Below are 16,040 nucleotides of genomic sequence, written 5' to 3' on the forward strand. Positions count from 1 at the left end.
GCTGTGCGCCGGGCTGCCAGGAGGCGCCCGGGTACACTTGCCGTGGCTCCCCGGGGGCCGTGCCACACGGAAGTACAGGGCGGGAGCGTGCGCGTGACGGATGAGGGACGCCTGATCGCAGGACGGTATCAGGTCGGGCCCCGGCTCGGTCGCGGCGGGATGTCCGAGGTCTACCTCGGCACCGACACCCGCCTGGGCCGCACGGTCGCGATCAAGGAGCTCAAGCTCTCGCTGTCGTCCGACTCGGCCTTCCGCCTGCGCTTCCGACAGGAGGCGCAGTCCGCCTCGCGGATGTCGCACCCGACCATCGTCCGCGTCTTCGACGCCGGCGAGGAGGTCTCCCTCGACGACAACGGCGCGGAGTCGCGCCGTCCGTTCATCGTGATGGAGCACATCGAGGGGCGCCTGCTCAAGGACGTCATCGCCGAGGGTCCCGTCGACGTCGACGAGGCCGTCCGCATCACGGAGGGCATCCTCACCGCGCTCGAGTACTCGCACCGCGCGGGCGTGGTCCACCGCGACATCAAGCCCGGCAACATCATGCTGACCCCCTCGGGCCAGGTGAAGGTCATGGACTTCGGGATCGCCCGCGCCGTCTCCGACTCCGCCGCGACCGTCGCGCAGACGACCGCGATCCTCGGCACCGCCGCCTACTTCTCGCCGGAGCAGGCGAAGGGCGAGCAGGTCGACGCGCGCAGCGACCTCTACTCCGCCGGCATCGTCCTCTTCGAGCTGCTCACCGGCCGCGCCCCGTTCCGCGGCGACACCCCTGTGGCGGTCGCCTACCAGCACGTCAGCGAGACCCCGCCGGCCCCGAGCTCGATCAATCCCGCCGTCTCTCCCGCCCTCGACGGCGTGGTCGCCCGGGCGCTGTCGAAGGACCGCTACGAGCGCTTCCAGGGCGCCGCCGAGTTCCGCGACGACCTGCGCGACGCCGCCGCCGGCCGCCTCCCCGACCACCGTCCGATCGACGAGCTGACCACGTCGCTCTTCGCGGCGCGTGGCGGCGGCATGAACGACTCCGAGCTCGCCCTGCGCCAGCTCGCGGAGGACAACTCGATCGTCCGGACGCAGCGCCGCCCGCCGGTGCTCTGGATCTGGTCGTCGATCGTCGTGCTCGCCGTCATCGTCGCTGCGCTGGTCATCTGGGTGCTCACGCTCCAGCCGACGACCACGCTGCCCTCGCAGTCCCGCGAGGTCCCCGCGCTCACGGGCACCAGCTACGACAGCGCCCAGTCGACGCTGACGGAGCTCGATCTGGTGGCGAGCCAGCTCGCCGAGTTCGACGACACGGTCCCGGCGGGCGAGGTGATCCGCACCGATCCCGGGTCCGGCACCATCGTCGCTCCCGAGACCGTCATCCGGGTCTACGTGTCGCAGGGCCCGCAGCCGGTCGCCGTCCCCGAGACGGCCGGGTCGACCCTCGAGGAGGCGATCGCCGCCCTCACCGGGGCCGGCTTCAGCGAGGGATCGCAGACCCGGCAGAACTCCCCCACCGTTCCCGCCGACGTCGTGCTCTCGAGCACTCCGGACGGCGGCCAGCAGCTCGAGCCGGGCACGCAGGTCGACCTCGTCGTGTCCTCCGGGCAGGTCACCCTGCCCGACCTGGTCGGCCAGACGCTGAGCACGGCCCTGGCCACTCTCGCCTCCGAGCAGCTCCAGCTGATCGGCGAGGAGGCCCCCGACGAGACCTGCGAGTCCGTGCGGGCCAACCCGCCGATCACCACACAGTCGGTCGCTCCGGGTGACGTCCCTCAGGGCTCGACGATCGAGCTCGGCTTCTGCGCCGGCTGACCCGCGCCCCCGAAGGGGCGCATCGGGCGGCGAAGCCGCTTCGCGTCTCGATGGTCGAGGAAGCGACGCGGCTGCGCCCCCTCATGCTCGTCGAGTAGCCCCGCAGGGGCGTATCGAGACCCACCGTCGGCAGCAGGGCAGGTCTGCAGACTCGTCCTTCTGCCGCTGGTCGATCGCGATACGCCCGCTGCGCGGGCTACTCGATCCGCATGGACGACACCGTCCGCCCTACGCCCGCCGCGCCGCGTCCGCGAGCGGCAGCGCGAGGTGCAGGATCCCGTCGTCCGGGGAGCCGGCCTCGACCGGTGTCCCGACCCGCCCGCGGATGTCACTGGGCGTGAGCCCCTCCCGGCGCTTCAGCGCCCGGCGCAGGTGATCGGCCGAGGAGAAGCCCGACGCTGCGGCGATGGCCTCCAGCGGCACCTCGCGCGGCCGCCGCCGCAGCAGCTCGACCGCGCTCGCGACGCGCGCGCGCTCGATCTCGCTCGCCACCGTCGTCCCCGCGTCCTCGAACAGTCGCTGCAGGGAGCGAGTGGACACGTTGACGGCGTCAGCCACCGCCTCCGGCGTGCACCGCGGCGTCCGGTGGGTCCGATCGATCACGGTCCGCGCCCGCCCGAGCGTCGCCGCGCGAACACTCGTCGTCCCCGGCTGGGAACCGGCCGAAGCGAGGAACGCGCTCACCAGCAGCTGCTTGACGACGTGCCCGAAGCCCTCGACCTCACTGTCGGAGGGGAGGCCGGTGCCCGACTCCGCCGCGAGCGCGAACGCCGTCGTGAAGGCGAAGGCCGCACGCGTGGACCGCGCGTCCGGATCCAGCCCGTGCACGTTCCCGCCGAGATCGAAGCCGTAGCGGCGCATCTCGTCCGCCCGGATGGTGACCTGGAGCGAGGTGACGGGCATCGTCGACTCGGTGGTGAAGCTGGTCGTGCCCGGCTGGTAGGCGATCGAGCCCGGGCGGAGCAGGACGGTCCGGTCCGGACCCACGAGCCTGACCGCACCCTCGATGAGGAAGCTGAAGTTCAGGTAGGACGTGTCGTCCGCACCCCAGGTGCCGCGGAGGACGCGCAGCGGCGAGGTCGTCAGGAGCACGACGCTGATGCCCGCCGCAGTGAAACCGGACCCGGCCATGCGCGGCACGGTTCCCGGCTTGACCACGATCCGCGGCCCGAGAGTCTCGAGCTCCCTTATTCCGGAATAAGCCCAAGAAATCGCTTCCACCATGTGATGCCTCGGAATTCTCTATTCGACGGCTCCGGTCCCCTAACCGGCGCCCTCCGATTATGCCTGGGGAGCGCCACGCATCATCCGCCAGGGCTCCGTCAAATCACGCCACCTGGTTGGGGGGGCTCCCGGAATCGATCAGAGGGTGGTTCGCCGTCCTGGCGCCGATCGTGACAGGAGTACGCGCTCTCATAGCGCTTCTGTGGCGCGGATCGCAGCATCGCTGACGGGGAGAGGCACCCCCTATCAGGGGGCCACCGGACGGAGCGATTGCTCGGCCCGACAGGCGTGAATAGCCTGACGATAACCTCGCGAATTCGTTTGTCCGCACGGTGCGATAAGCGTCGCTGCGACGGGTCCTCACCCCGCCGCACTCGGTCTCCCGATCACCGAGCCGGAGGAGTCCGCTCCGCCTCGGCGAGCCAGTTCGCCAGGAACCGGCGGCCGCCCTCGGTGAGGACGGACTCGGGGTGGAACTGGACCCCGACCGCGGGTGCGGAGCGGTGACGCAGCGCCATCACGACACCGTCGGACGTCTCCGCCGTGACCGCGAGCTCCGGGGGCAGGGTGGAGCGCTGGACTGCGAGCGAGTGGTAGCGCATCGCCGTGAACCCCGACGGGATCCCGGCGAACAGCGGGTCGCCGTCGTGCACGACCGAGGAGGTCCGGCCGTGCAGCAGCTCCGGAGCCCGGCCCACGCGAGCGCCGAGTGCGTGGGCGAGCACCTGGTGGCCGAGGCAGACCCCGAGCAGCGGTTGCGCCACGGCGACCGCGTGCCGCACGAGCGCCGCCGACGTCGGTGCGTCCTCCGGTCGTCCCGGCCCGGGAGACAGCAGGATCCCGTCACTCCCGGCCGCGCGCTCGATCGCCTCCCGAGGGGACAGCTCTCCCCCCTCGACGACGTCGACCTCCGCTCCCGCCTCCCGGAGGTAGGCGACCAGGGTGAAGACGAAGCTGTCGTAGTTGTCGACCACCAGCACGCGCGTCATCGCGGTGGCCGCGTCCGCGCCGGCGTCACGACCCGACGGTGACGTTCTGGTCGAGCACGAGCGACTGCACCCAGGGGAAGACCCACTCGGCCAGCGCGGCGAGCACGGCCACCAGCAGGACGATCACGAGGAGCAGCCGGAGCCACCAGGGCCCGGGCAGGATCCGCCACAGCGCTGCGTACACGGTCAGCCCTCCTGCGCGAGTGAGCCGGCGATCTCCGCCGGCGCCCCGGCGGATCGCGGCTGCCACGACTCGAAGACGCCGTAGGCGATGATCCGCTCGGCGGTCGAGTACAGCGGATTGCAGCTGGTGAGCGTGATGAGCCGGTCCGTGGCGGTTGCGCCGCTGGTCCAGGGCACCGGATCGATCACCTGGATCTCGGAGGGCTGCACGTACTCGAGGTTGCGGAACCGGTAGGTGTACCAGCCGTCCGCCGTCTCGATGTAGATCGCGTCGCCCAGCTGGAGCTCGTCGATCAGGTGCATGCCTCCGCCGTAGGCGCTGCGATGCGCCGCGAGGGCGAAGTTCCCCGCCTCACCGGGCATCTGCGTGCCCGGGTAGTGGCCGATGCTGCCCTCGTCGAGGACGTTCTCGGCATCCACTCCCTCCGCGATCGTGCGGACCCAGCCCTCGCCGTAGCGCGGGATGTAGAGGTTGCCGAACGAGGTGTCGAGGGCCGACACCGGTGCGATCACCGGGTCGCCGAAGCCGGCCGGGGTCTCGCTCGGCGCCGTCGACGGCTCGGGAGCCGGAGCGGGGTCGCCCCAGCTCTGACGGAGCTCCGCGGCCTCGGAGGTCTGCTGCCCGGCGATCACCGCGTCGTTCCACCACAGCTGCCAGCCGAGATAGAGGAGGACGAGCGCGCCCGCCGTCATCAGCAGCTCGCCCAGGACGCCGAAGAACGTCAGTCGCCGGCGCGGTCGGCGGCTCGGTCGCCGGTCGCGCGGGCGCAGCGGGGCGGCAGCGTGCGACGGGACGGTCATGCGACGAGTCTAGGCGCGGGTCACGCGCCGCAGACGGCCCTCCGGCGCCCGCTGGCGCGTTCTCCACAGGCGCTCCCGGGCGTCTCCGCGGCATCACCCCGGTCTCGCGCTCCCGGTCGACGGTCCTCGCCCGGTACAGTGGAAGGCATGGCACGAGCGACGAAGAGCCCGAAGCCCGAGCGCGACGAGGCCCGGACCGGTGAGGACGCACCCAATCCGGTGTGGTTCAAGCCCGTCATGTTCGGGTTCATGCTGCTGGGCCTCGCCTGGATCATCGTCTTCTACGTCAGCCAGGGCACGCTCCCGGTCCCGGACCTCGGCAACGCCAACATCCTGATCGGCTTCGGCATCGCCTTCATCGGCTTCCTGATGACCACGCGCTGGCGCTGACCAGCCGCGCATGAACGACGCCCCGTCCGGTCCGCCGACGGGGCGTCCGTCGTCGGCGGACCCGGCCTCGACCGTGACGCGCCTGCGTGCGGCGGGGTGCGTGTTCGCGGAGGAGGAGGCGGATCTCCTGCACGGTGCGGCCACCGATGCCGATCGCCTCGAGTCCCTGCTGCGTCGCCGCGAGGGCGGCGAGCCGCTGGAGCAGATCCTCGGCTGGGTCGCCTTCCGCGGGTTGCGCATCCCGGTGGTCCCCGGAGTCTTCGTGCCCCGGCGTCGCACCGAGGCGGTCGTCGACGCCGCCCTCGCGCTGCTCGACGGACGCGGGCCCGCGACCGTCCTCGACCTGTGCTGCGGTGCCGGAGCGATCGCCCGGGCGCTGGCCGAGGAGCGCGACGGCCTCGCACTGCACGCGGCCGATCTCTCCCCCGCCGCCGTCGCCTGCGCGCGACGCACGCTGGCGGGGCTCGCCCAGGTCCACCAGGGCGACCTCTTCGAGGCCCTGCCCGAGGAGCTGCGCGGCCGGATCGATCTCGTCGTCGTCAACGCGCCCTACGTGCCGACCGCCGCGATCGCCCTGATGCCGCCCGAGGCGCGCCTGCACGAGCCGGCGTCGACGCTCGACGGCGGGAGCGACGGTCTCGCTCTGCACCGGCGGATCGCGGCGGAGGTCGTCCCCTGGCTCGGCGACGGCGGCGCGGTCGTGATCGAGACCAGCCGCGAGCAGGCGGAGCGGACGGCGGCGCTCTTCGCCGACGCGGGATTCGACCCGACGATCCTCCTCGACGACGACCGCGACGCCACGGTCGTCTCGGCCCCGCTCCGGCGAACTACACGGGTGTAATTATCCCCAGGTGTTGAAACTCCTGTGGAGAACTCCGCAGGCCGCGCGGGGCCGCGGATGCGGAGGCCGTGCCGACCCGCATCGGCGGCGGGCCGGGGCGGGATCGGTGATCACGAGGGCGTCGGAGTCACGGCTCCGAATGACAACGGCGTAGTTCTCCCCAGTGTTAACAACTCTGTGGATAACTTCGTCCCCAGCTGTGGAGAGCAGCTGTGGACAGTGCGCGGCGTCCTGTGGACGGTCGCTCGGCGCGCTCCGGGCGCTCAGGCCAGGACGTACGCGCCGACGGTGATCGCGACGAGACCGGCGCCGATCAGACCGACGAGGAGGTTCTGGACGCGCCGCTGCGAGCGCTGCCGCGTCCGGGTGAAGACCAGCCCGATCAGCGCGCCGGCGACGAGGCCGCCCACGTGCGCCTGCCACGCGACGTTCATGCCGGGCAGGAAGCCGATCACCAGGTTCAGGCCGACCAGCACCAGGAGCTGCGAGGCCTGACCGCCGAGGTGGCGGAGGATCACGAGGTACGCGCCCATCAGCCCGAAGATGGCGCCCGAGGCGCCGATCACCGGGGTCAGCGGGCTGGAGAGGAGCAGGACGCCGACCGAGCCGGCGAAGCCGCTGAGGAGGAACAGCGTCAGGTAGCGTCCGCGGCCGAGCATCCGCTCGAGCGCCATGCCGAAGACCCACAGCGTGTACATGTTGAGAAGCAGGTGGAACGGCACCACGAAGAAGAGGGAGGTGCTGTGCGCGAAGATCGAGGTGATCATCCGCCACGGCTCGAAACCGGCGCCGAAGCCGGGCAGCGTGTAGGCCGGGAAGTACGCGATCGCGTTGAGCACCGTGTCGCCGACGAACGGCAGCACCTCGAGGATCCAGACCAGGACGCAGAGCGCGATGATCGCGTAGGTGACCGTCGGCTGGTCCGCCCGCGTCATGGCCCGCACCCGCGACACGAGCGGCCCGCGCACTCGCGGCGCCTCACTGCGCTGCTGGGCCATGTCGTCGGGGCAGATGACGCCGACCGGTGCCGGGGTCTGGCACTCGCCGCAGATCGTGCGACCGCACCGCTGGCAGCGCACGAAGCTCTGGCGATCGGGGTGGCGGTAGCAGGTGTAGGTGCTGCTGCTCGGCGGGACCTGGGTCACGGACGTTCCTCCGGGAGAGAGAGAACGAGGGCCGGGCCCAGACGGACCCGACCCTCGATGAGTGGTGGTGAGGCGATCAGACCTCGGTGATCTCGACGCTCTCGATGACGACGTCCTCGAGGGGCTTGTCGCGACCGTCGGTCGCCACGGCCGACAGCGCGTCGACGACCTTCTTGGACTCGTCGTCGGCGACGGCGCCGAAGATGGTGTGCTTGCCCTGGAGCCAGGTGGTCGGCGCGACGGTGATGAAGAACTGCGAGCCGTTGGTGCCGCGGCCCGCCTGCTTGCCGGCGTTGGCCATCGCGAGGATGTAGGGCTGGGTGAAGTCGAGCTCGGAGTTGATCTCGTCGTCGAACTGGTAGCCCGGGCCGCCGATGCCCTGGCCGAGCGGGTCGCCGCCCTGGAGCATGAAGTCGGGGATGATGCGGTGGAAGACGGTGCCGTTGTAGAGCGGCTCCTTCGTCTTCGCGCCCGTCGCCGGGTGGGTCCATTCGATGTCGCCGGTCGCGAGACCGACGAAGTTGCGGACCGTCTTCGGCGCGTGGTTGCCGTAGAGGTTGACGACGATGTCGCCCTTGGTCGTGTGGAACGTCGCGACTGCGGTGTGCAAAGGCATGGGTGGATTCTCGCACAGCAGCTCTGTAGGGCTCCGCAACGCCGGGTGTCAATGCGCTGGGTGCGCGATGCGCGGGCCGCGTGATGAGTGGCAGTATTGAGCCGTTGTTCGCCGCTCGTAGCCGATGGAGGACCAAGTGGGTCTGTCACGTAAGCACAAGAAGGATCTCAAGCGCCTCCGCAAGAACGCCGAGGCGGTCTGGAGTGAGCAGCAGGAGGTGCTGGCGCACGCCGCCTCCGTTCTCGAGAAGAGCCGCCGCCACGCGACCACGTACGCGAAGAAGGAGGTCGTGCCTGCCGTCAAGGACGCCTACTCGAGCCGGGTGAAGCCCGTCTACGACAACGGGGTCTCCGCCGTCGAGGGCACGTACTCCTCCGCACGCGACGCCTACAAGCACAAGGTCCTCCCGACCTTCGCCGCTGTCGGCGGGACCGCGGCGGCCGCGTTCGAGGCCGCCAAGGACTCGAAGAACCGCGCGAAGCTCGCCGAGATCTCGAAGGCGCGCTGGGAGGAGCTCACCACTCCCCCGAAGAAGAAGAACAAGGTCGGCACGGTCTTCGCGATCGGGGCCGCCCTCGTCGCCGTGGGCGGCATCGGCTACGCCGTCTGGCAGACGTTCCGTGCCGACGACGAGCTGTGGGTCGCCGAGGACGAGCCGGCCAGCGCCGCGCAGTCGCCGGCGTCGACCGCTTCCTGACTCGCCGCGTGAGGCCCGGACACCGCACTGCGGGTCCGGGCCTCACGCGTGTCCGGCGGCGAACCGGTCCGCGGTTAGGCTGCTGAGGTGGACATCCGGGTCGCCGCATACGGCGTGATCATCGACGGCGAGCGCATGCTCCTCGCGCACTGGAGCCAGGGACCGTGGGAGGCGTGGACGCTTCCCGGCGGCGGCATCGACGAGGGCGAGTCGCCCGCGGACGCTGCCGTCCGCGAGATCTTCGAGGAGACCGGCTACCACGCCGAGCTCGAGGGCCTGATCGGCGTCGACTCGCACGTGATCCCCGCGCACCGCCGCAGCGACCCCGCGGCCGGCCCGCTGCACGCGATCCGTGTCGTCTACCGTGCCCGCGTCACCGGTGGCGAGCTCACCCACGAGGTCGACGGCTCGACGGACGCCGCGGCGTGGTTCCCGCTCGCGGAGGTCGAGGGCCTCGAGCGCGTCGAGCTGATCGACGTGGCCCTGACGATGAACGAGGCCTGGACGCTGCGCTGACCCCGGCGGGTCTCGATACGCCGCCTCCAGCGGCTACTCGACCAGCATGGAGGGCGGCTCACGGCGTCACGTCCGATGTGGAGCGGCCTCCATGCTGATCGAGTAGCCCGCACAGCGGGCGTATCGAGATTCACCCGCGGGAATCGTGCGGTGCCGCCCGGCGTTGTCTCCCCTGTGATCGTCGAGCTCTACACGTCCGCGTTCTGCGGCGCCTGCAACGCGGCCCGCAGCGTGCTCGAGCGCGCGGCCGAGCTCGTCCCCGCTGCGGAGATCCGCGAGTTCGACGTCGCCTTCGCGCCCGATGCGGCCGAGGCCGCGGACATCCGCTCCACCCCCACGGTCGTCGTCCGCGACGCCGACGGCCACGCGGTGTTCCGGGCGGAAGGAGCGCCGTCACTCCCCCAGGCGCTCTCGGCGCTCGCCCTCGCCGTAGGGTGACCTCGTGCCGCATCGTCGTCGAGTCGGCAGCGTCGCGGTCGTGCTGGCGGCCACGACCTCGCTGACGCTGTCCGGCTGCGCCACGGAGCCCGTCTCGGAGGCGACCGTCGGCATCGGCCGCGGCGGTCAGCGCGCCGAGGTGCTGGGCGTGGTCGTCGTCTGCTCCGGCGCCGTCGACGGCCTCGACCTGGCCGTCGAGGACACCGCTCCCCTGCTGATCGGCGACCGCGCGCGTCGGATCACCCGCTGGGTGGCCCCGGAACCCGTCGACGACATCGGCGCGACCGACCTCGCCGGCCGGACCGTCTGGCCCGCCGACCGCGAGATCGAGCGCTTCCCCCTGGGCGTCGACCTGACCCTCGGCGCCTACGCGGTCGACGGATCAGTCGTCGGGCGCCCGGTCGTCTTCACCGCCGAGCAGTTCGACACCCTGTCCGTCGGCGAGATCATCGTCGGCGACATCCGCCACGGCACCTCCGAGACTCTCTCCGTCGAGAACTTCCTCGGCCTGGCCTGCCAGCCCCGCTGACCCTCGACGTCTCGCCTCCAACAGGCATGCGTGGCTGGAGCTGGCGCGACTCGATGATCAGGTCGGCGCGCTCTCCGAGGAGCTGGACACCGATGCCTGCTCACCATGCAGCGCGTCCTGCTGGAGAGCACGGCCCCCGACACCGTCGGGCACTGGCACGACCAGCAGGGACGCAGGAACCGATCGTTCGAGGCCGTGGAGGTCCTGGCGGCCCTCGACGACTTCGCCGCCAGAGCGCGCCGACCGCGGTTCGGCACGCACAGCGGATGAGGAGGACCCACGGAGGGGTGCGAGTGTGGAGCCTAGGAGATTCGAACTCCTGACATCCTGCTTGCAAAGCAGGCGCTCTACCAACTGAGCTAAGGCCCCGAGCCGGTGGTGACACCGGCGAGAGTGGAACGGCCCGTCACCTCGCGGTGACGGGCCGTTCGGCACGTGGGGGTACCAGGACTTGAACCTGGGACCTCTTCATTATCAGTGAAGCGCTCTAACCGCCTGAGCTATACCCCCGAAATGGCCAGATGTGACTCTACCCGACAGCGGGTCAGAATCCCAATCGGCCGCTCCGCCGCAGACCCTACTGGTTGGTGAAGCCGACCAGCAGGCCGCCGGTGATCTTGACGCTGAGGTTGTACAGCAGCGCCACGATCGCCCCGAGGGCGGTGGTGACGATGGTGTTCAGCACCGCGACGACGATCGCGAAGCCCATGATCTGGGGCAGCGAGATGATCGTGTTGAGGTCGAACGCCTCCGCGCCGGCGATGTCCTGGACGAGGCCGTTGACCTCGTTGAAGACTCCGGTCTGCGCGAGAACCGTGTAGACGAGGTAGACGACGACGATCGTGATGATCGCCAGCGTCAGACCGAGCAGGAAGGACAGCTTGACGGCCGACCAGAAGTCGACGTACACCAGCTTGAGTCTGACCTGCTTCGCCGCCGGGCTCTTCGCGGACTTCTTGGCGAGCTTCTCGGCGACCGTGCTACTCATCGACGGACTCATCCTCCTCCGACACCGCGTCGGACTCGGCCGACGCCGCGGCGTCGGGATCCTCGTCCTGGGCGTCGAGATTGCGTTCGGTGTTCTTGGCGAGTGCGATGATGCGGTCGTCGTCTGCGAATCGTGCGAAGACGACTCCCATGGTGTCGCGACCCTTGGCCGGTACCTCGGCCACGGCAGAGCGTACCACCTTGCCGCTGGCGAGCACGACGAGCACCTCGTCGTCCTCCCCGGTGATGATGGCGCCCACCAGGTCGCCGCGCTTCTCCTCGAGCTTGGCCACCTTGATGCCCAGTCCGCCGCGGCCCTGGAGCCGGTACTGGTCGACGGCGGTGCGCTTCGCGTAGCCGCCCTCGGTCACCACGAAGACGTAGCCCTCGTCGCTGACGACGTTGGCGTCCAGCAGTCGGTCGTCGCCGCGGAACGACATGCCCCGCACTCCCGAGGTCGAGCGGCCCATGGGGCGCAGCGCCTCGTCGGAGGCGGTGAAGCGGATCGACATGCCCTTGCGGGAGACGAGCAGCACGTCGCTGTCCTCGTCCACCAGGAGCGCCGAGACGAGCTCGTCGCCGTCGCGCAGCTTGATCGCGATGATGCCGCCGGAGCGGTTGGTGTCGTACTCGGCCAGGGCCGTCTTCTTGACGAGGCCGTCGCGGGTGGCGAGGACGAGGTAGCGGGCCGCCTCGTAGTCGCGGACGTCGAGGATCTGCGCGATCTGCTCGCCCGGCTCGAGTGCGAGGAGGTTCGCGATGTGCTGGCCCTTGGCGTCGCGGCTGACCTCCTGCAGCTCGTACGTCTTGGCGCGGTACACGCGGCCGGTGTTCGTGAAGAACAGCAGCCAGTGGTGCGTCGTGGTGACGAAGAAGTGCTCGACGATGTCGTCGGCCTTGAGCTGGGCGCCGCGCACGCCGCGGCCGCCGCGGTGCTGGGCGCGGTAGGAGTCGCTCCGGGTGCGCTTGAGGTAGCCGCCGCGGGTGACGGTGACGACCATCTCCTCCTCGGGGATCAGGTCCTCGACGCTCATGTCGCCGTCGAAGCCGAAGAGGATCTCGGTGCGGCGGTCGTCGCCGAAGCGGTCGACGATCTCGTCGAGCTCGTCCGAGATGATCGTCCGCTGGCGCTCCGGGCTCGCGAGGATCGACTTGTAGTCCTCGATCTCGGCCTGGATCCGGTCGTGCTCGTCGATGATCTTCTGGCGCTCGAGCGCGGCGAGCCGGCGCAGCTGCATGTCGAGGATGGCGCGCGACTGCACCTCGTCGATGTCGAGGAGCTCCATCAGGCCGTCGCGGGCCTCCTCCACCGTGGGGGAGCGGCGGATCAGGGCGATGACCTCGTCCAGCGCGTCGAGCGCCTTGAGGTAGCCGCGCAGGATGTGAATCCGCGCCTCGGCCTCGTCGAGCAGGTACTGCGTGCGGCGGACGATGACCTCGACCTGGTGGTCGACCCACGCGCGGATGAAGCCGTCGAGCGAGAGCGTGCGCGGGATGCCGTCGACGATCGCCAGCATGTTCGCGCCGAAGTTCTCCTGCAGCGGGGTGTGCTTGTAGAGGTTGTTCAGCACGACCTTCGCGACCGCGTCGCGCTTGAGCACGACGACGAGGCGCTGACCGGTGCGGCCCGAGGTCTCGTCGCGGATGTCGGCGATGCCGGAGACGCGGCCGTCCTTGACCAGCTCGGCGATCTTGATCGCGAGGTTGTCCGGGTTCACCTGGTACGGCAGCTCGGTGACGACGAGGCAGGTGCGGCCCTGGATCTCCTCGATCGAGACGACGGCGCGCATCGTGATCGAGCCGCGGCCGGTGCGGTAGGCGTCCTGGATGCCGCGGACGCCGAGGATCTGCGCGCCCGTGGGGAAGTCGGGGCCCTTGATGCGCTGCAGCAGCGCCTCGAGCAGCTCCTCGCGGCTGGCCTCCGGGTGCTCGAGCGCCCACTTGGCACCCGACGCGACCTCGCGCAGGTTGTGCGGCGGGATGTTGGTGGCCATGCCCACCGCGATGCCGACCGAGCCGTTGACCAGCAGGTTCGGGAAGCGCGCGGGCAGGATCGCCGGCTCGCGGGCGCGGCCGTCGTAGTTGTCCTGGAAGTCGACCGTGTCCTTGTCGATGTCGCGGACCATCTCGAGGGCCAGCGGGGCCATCTTGGTCTCGGTGTAGCGGGGGGCCGCGGCGCCGTCGTTGCCGGGGGAGCCGAAGTTGCCCTGGCCGAGCGCGAGCGGGTAGCGGAGGCTCCACGGCTGGACGAGTCGCACGAGGGCGTCGTAGATGGCCGAGTCGCCGTGCGGGTGGAACTGGCCCATCACGTCGCCGACGACGCGGGAGCACTTCGAGAACGCCTTGTCGGGGCGGTAGCCGCCGTCGTACATCGCGTAGATCACGCGGCGGTGCACGGGCTTGAGGCCGTCCCGCACCTCGGGCAGCGCGCGGCCCACGATCACGCTCATCGCGTAGTCGAGGTAGGAGCGCTGCATCTCGAGCTGCAGGTCGACCGGCTCGATCTTGTCGTGCCCGTGGATCACGACACCGGTCTCGGTGACGATGTCCTCGCCGTCGTCCGGTCCGGTGGGGGTGTCTGATTCGTCTGCCATGATCTCTGTCTTCTCAGGTGGGTCCGGGCCCCGGGTCGTGACGAGGGCGGGTCGCGCTGGGTGTCAGGTGAGTGCGGTGGTGCTGGGTCGTGCCGGGGGGAACGTCCGGATCTCGATACGGCCTTCGGCCTACTCGATCTCGACATCTGTCGGTCATCGCTCTGCGATGACCGATCAGATGTCGAGGAACCTCACGTCCTTCGCGTTTTTTTGAATGAAGGAGCGGCGGGACTCGACGTCCTCGCCCATCAGGGTCGAGAAGATCTCGTCGGCGGCGGCCGCGTCGTCGAGGGTGACCTGGAGGAGGGTCCGCGTGGCGGGGTCCATCGTGGTCTCCCACAGCTCCTTGTAGTCCATCTCGCCGAGGCCCTTGTAGCGCTGGATCCCGTTGTCCTTGGGCATGCGCTTGTTCGAGGCCGCGCCGTGCGCGAGCAGCGCGTCGCGCTCGCGGTCGCTGTACACGTACTCGTGCGGCGAGTTCGACCACTTGAGGCGGTAGAGCGGCGGCTGCGCGAGGTAGACGTAGCCGAGGTCGATCAGCGGGCGCATGTAGCGGAACAGCAGCGTCAGCAGCAGCGTCGTGATGTGCTGGCCGTCGACGTCGGCGTCGGCCATCAGGATGATCTTGTGGTACCGCGCCTTGTCGGGGTTGAAGTCCTCGCCGATGCCGGCTCCGAAGGCCGTGATCATCGCCTGGACCTCGTTGTTGCCGAGCGCGCGGTCGAGGCGCGCCTTCTCGACGTTGAGGATCTTGCCGCGGAGGGGGAGGATCGCCTGAGTCTCGGGGTTGCGGCCCTGGACGGCGGAGCCGCCGGCCGAGTCGCCCTCGACGATGAAGATCTCGGAGATCGACGGGTCCTTCGACTGGCAGTCCTTGAGCTTGCCCGGCATGCCGCCGCCCTCGAGGAGCCCCTTGCGGCGAGCGGTCTCGCGGGCCTTGCGGGCGGCCATCCGCGCGGACGCCGCCTGGATCGCCTTCCGGATGATGTCCTTGGCCTGGTTGGGGTTGCGGTCGAACCAGTCGGCGAGCTGCTCGCCGGCCACCCGCTGCACGAAGGCCTTGGCCTCGGTGTTGCCGAGCTTGGTCTTGGTCTGGCCCTCGAACTGCGGCTCGCCGAGCTTGATCGACACGACGGCGGTGAGGCCCTCGCGGATGTCGTCGCCCGAGAGGTTCTCGTCCTTGTCCTTGAGCAGGTTGTTGGCTCGCGCGTACTTGTTGACGAGCGTCGTCAGCGCCGCCCGGAACCCCTCCTCGTGCGTGCCGCCCTCGTGGGTGTTGATCGTGTTCGCGTAGGTGTGCACGCTCTCGGTGTACGCCGTCGTCCACTGCATGGCGACCTCGAGCGAGATGCGGCGCTCGGTGTCCTCGGACTCGAAGTCGATGATCTCGGAGTGCACGAGATCGGACTTCTTGAGCGAGTTGATGTACTCGACGTAGTCGACGAGGCCCTTCTCGTAGAGGAAGACGTCGCTGCGCGGACCCGAGGTCTCGTTCTCCCCCTCGCCGTCGAACTCGATCTCCTTCTCGTCCGTCAGCGCGATCCGGAGTCCCTTGTTGAGGAACGCCATCTGCTGGAAGCGGGCGCGGAGGGTCTCGTAGTCGAACTCGACGGTCTCGAAGATCTCCGCGTTCGGCCAGAAGGTGATCGTGGTGCCGGTCTCGTCGCTCGGCCCGCCCTTCGCGAGCGGCGCCTCCGGGACGCCGTCGGCGAAGGTCATGCTGTAGGACGCGCCCTGGCGCTTCACCTCGACCTCGAGCCGGGTGGAGAGGGCGTTGACGACGGAGGAGCCGACGCCGTGCAGTCCGCCGGAGACCGCGTAGCCGCCGCCGCCGAACTTGCCGCCGGCGTGCAGCACGGTGAGCACGAGCTCGACGGTGGAGATGCCCTCGGTGGGGTGCATGTCGACCGGGATGCCGCGGCCGTTGTCGACGACGGTCAGGCCGCCGTCCGCGCGCATGACGACCTCGATGTTGTCGCAGTAGCCCGCGAGCGCCTCGTCGACGGCGTTGTCGACGATCTCGTAGACCAGGTGGTGCAGGCCGCGCGGCCCCGTCGAGCCGATGTACATGCCGGGGCGCTTGCGGACCGCCTCGAGGCCCTCGAGGACCTGGATCTGGTTCGCGCCGTAGTCGCCGGAGGACTTCGTCGACATGCCGGCGGAGTGCGCCGCCTCCGACGGGGCGGCCTCGGCCGGGGCGGAGGGGCCGGTGGAGCCGTTCGCGTCCAGGTCGTTCGCTGCGGGGGCTGACGTGGAGTCGGTCGGCTCGGGGGTCATAGCTGTGGAGTTCTCCTCT

17 protein-coding genes and 2 tRNA genes are annotated in these 16,040 nt (G+C 70.1%); 8 read left to right on the top strand and 11 right to left on the bottom strand.

The window, feature by feature from the left end:
• The first annotated feature begins 93 nt into the window (after positions 1 to 93).
• On the top strand, positions 94 to 1,794 hold the full coding sequence (gene pknB, locus HRK28_RS14755) for a Stk1 family PASTA domain-containing Ser/Thr kinase (protein WP_173252391.1): 1,701 nt from the start codon (positions 94 to 96) through the stop codon (positions 1,792 to 1,794).
• A 228-nt stretch (positions 1,795 to 2,022) separates the two neighbouring features.
• Here pknB and HRK28_RS14760 read toward each other — a convergent pair whose 3' ends face one another.
• The 4 genes from HRK28_RS14760 to HRK28_RS14775 all read right to left on the bottom strand — a co-directional run bounded on the left by HRK28_RS14760 (position 2,023) and on the right by HRK28_RS14775 (position 4,991).
• Positions 2,023 to 2,925 carry a helix-turn-helix domain-containing protein gene (locus tag HRK28_RS14760; RefSeq protein ID WP_173252154.1) on the bottom strand — a complete coding sequence of 301 codons (903 nt, stop codon included), beginning with the start codon at positions 2,923 to 2,925 and terminating at the stop codon, positions 2,023 to 2,025.
• Positions 2,926 to 3,404: 479 nt separating this feature from the next.
• Entirely contained in the window at positions 3,405 to 4,007 is a 603-nt protein-coding gene (locus HRK28_RS14765; RefSeq protein WP_173252155.1) for an aminodeoxychorismate/anthranilate synthase component II, read from the bottom strand.
• A gap of 25 nt (positions 4,008 to 4,032) precedes the next feature.
• Positions 4,033 to 4,191, bottom strand: coding sequence for a hypothetical protein (locus tag HRK28_RS14770; protein ID WP_167306035.1), 159 nt, complete (start codon positions 4,189 to 4,191; stop codon positions 4,033 to 4,035).
• A 2-nt stretch (positions 4,192 to 4,193) separates the two neighbouring features.
• Entirely contained in the window at positions 4,194 to 4,991 is a 798-nt protein-coding gene (locus tag HRK28_RS14775; protein WP_173252156.1) for a class E sortase, read from the bottom strand.
• A 147-nt stretch (positions 4,992 to 5,138) separates the two neighbouring features.
• Between HRK28_RS14775 and HRK28_RS14780 the strand changes: the two genes are divergently transcribed.
• Together HRK28_RS14780 and HRK28_RS14785 are read left to right on the top strand one after the other, a co-directional pair.
• Complete coding sequence (locus HRK28_RS14780; protein WP_123447247.1) at positions 5,139 to 5,381, top strand: cell division protein CrgA; 243 nt, start codon at positions 5,139 to 5,141, stop codon at positions 5,379 to 5,381.
• A 10-nt stretch (positions 5,382 to 5,391) separates the two neighbouring features.
• On the top strand, positions 5,392 to 6,222 hold the full coding sequence (locus HRK28_RS14785) for a putative protein N(5)-glutamine methyltransferase (RefSeq protein WP_173252157.1): 831 nt from the start codon (positions 5,392 to 5,394) through the stop codon (positions 6,220 to 6,222).
• 263 nt (positions 6,223 to 6,485) lie between these two features.
• On the opposite strand, the gene HRK28_RS14790 is transcribed toward HRK28_RS14785, so the two are convergent.
• Positions 6,486 to 7,367 carry a rhomboid family intramembrane serine protease gene (locus HRK28_RS14790; RefSeq protein ID WP_173252158.1) on the bottom strand — a complete coding sequence of 294 codons (882 nt, stop codon included), beginning with the start codon at positions 7,365 to 7,367 and terminating at the stop codon, positions 6,486 to 6,488.
• A 76-nt stretch (positions 7,368 to 7,443) separates the two neighbouring features.
• Complete coding sequence (locus HRK28_RS14795) at positions 7,444 to 7,983, bottom strand: peptidylprolyl isomerase (RefSeq protein WP_123447250.1); 540 nt, start codon at positions 7,981 to 7,983, stop codon at positions 7,444 to 7,446.
• A 136-nt stretch (positions 7,984 to 8,119) separates the two neighbouring features.
• Here HRK28_RS14795 and HRK28_RS14800 point away from each other — a divergent pair, with 136 nt between their 5' ends.
• The 5 genes from HRK28_RS14800 (at position 8,120) to HRK28_RS14820 (ending at position 10,433) form a co-directional block, all read left to right on the top strand.
• Entirely contained in the window at positions 8,120 to 8,680 is a 561-nt protein-coding gene (locus HRK28_RS14800) for a hypothetical protein (RefSeq protein ID WP_160086123.1), read from the top strand.
• 87 nt (positions 8,681 to 8,767) lie between these two features.
• The gene (locus HRK28_RS14805) at positions 8,768 to 9,196 is read left to right on the top strand and encodes an NUDIX hydrolase (RefSeq protein WP_160086125.1); all 429 of its coding nucleotides are present in this window, start codon (positions 8,768 to 8,770) and stop codon (positions 9,194 to 9,196) included.
• Between the two features lie 150 nt (positions 9,197 to 9,346).
• On the top strand, positions 9,347 to 9,634 hold the full coding sequence (locus HRK28_RS14810) for a thioredoxin family protein (RefSeq protein ID WP_244231715.1): 288 nt from the start codon (positions 9,347 to 9,349) through the stop codon (positions 9,632 to 9,634).
• Between the two features lie 4 nt (positions 9,635 to 9,638).
• The gene (locus tag HRK28_RS14815; RefSeq protein ID WP_173252159.1) at positions 9,639 to 10,163 is read left to right on the top strand and encodes a hypothetical protein; all 525 of its coding nucleotides are present in this window, start codon (positions 9,639 to 9,641) and stop codon (positions 10,161 to 10,163) included.
• Between the two features lie 105 nt (positions 10,164 to 10,268).
• Positions 10,269 to 10,433, top strand: coding sequence for a hypothetical protein (locus HRK28_RS14820; protein WP_173252160.1), 165 nt, complete (start codon positions 10,269 to 10,271; stop codon positions 10,431 to 10,433).
• A gap of 26 nt (positions 10,434 to 10,459) precedes the next feature.
• Here the strand turns inward: HRK28_RS14820 and HRK28_RS14825 are convergent.
• The 5 genes from HRK28_RS14825 to gyrB form a co-directional block, all read right to left on the bottom strand.
• Positions 10,460 to 10,532: transfer RNA gene (locus HRK28_RS14825), tRNA-Ala, on the bottom strand.
• 67 nt (positions 10,533 to 10,599) lie between these two features.
• Positions 10,600 to 10,673, bottom strand: a tRNA-Ile gene (locus tag HRK28_RS14830).
• A 67-nt stretch (positions 10,674 to 10,740) separates the two neighbouring features.
• Complete coding sequence (locus HRK28_RS14835) at positions 10,741 to 11,151, bottom strand: DUF3566 domain-containing protein (protein ID WP_160086129.1); 411 nt, start codon at positions 11,149 to 11,151, stop codon at positions 10,741 to 10,743.
• Complete coding sequence (gene gyrA, locus HRK28_RS14840) at positions 11,144 to 13,744, bottom strand: DNA gyrase subunit A (RefSeq protein WP_173252161.1); 2,601 nt, start codon at positions 13,742 to 13,744, stop codon at positions 11,144 to 11,146. The genes HRK28_RS14835 and gyrA overlap by 8 nt, the downstream gene beginning before the upstream one ends.
• Before the next feature lie 174 nt (positions 13,745 to 13,918).
• Positions 13,919 to 15,898, bottom strand: coding sequence for a DNA topoisomerase (ATP-hydrolyzing) subunit B (gene gyrB, locus HRK28_RS14845; protein WP_160091150.1), 1,980 nt, complete (start codon positions 15,896 to 15,898; stop codon positions 13,919 to 13,921).
• Between the last annotated feature and the right edge of the window lie 142 nt (positions 15,899 to 16,040).

It is taken from the genome of Rathayibacter sp. VKM Ac-2835, from assembly GCF_013266705.1.
Classification (GTDB): Bacteria; Actinomycetota; Actinomycetes; order Actinomycetales; family Microbacteriaceae; genus Rathayibacter.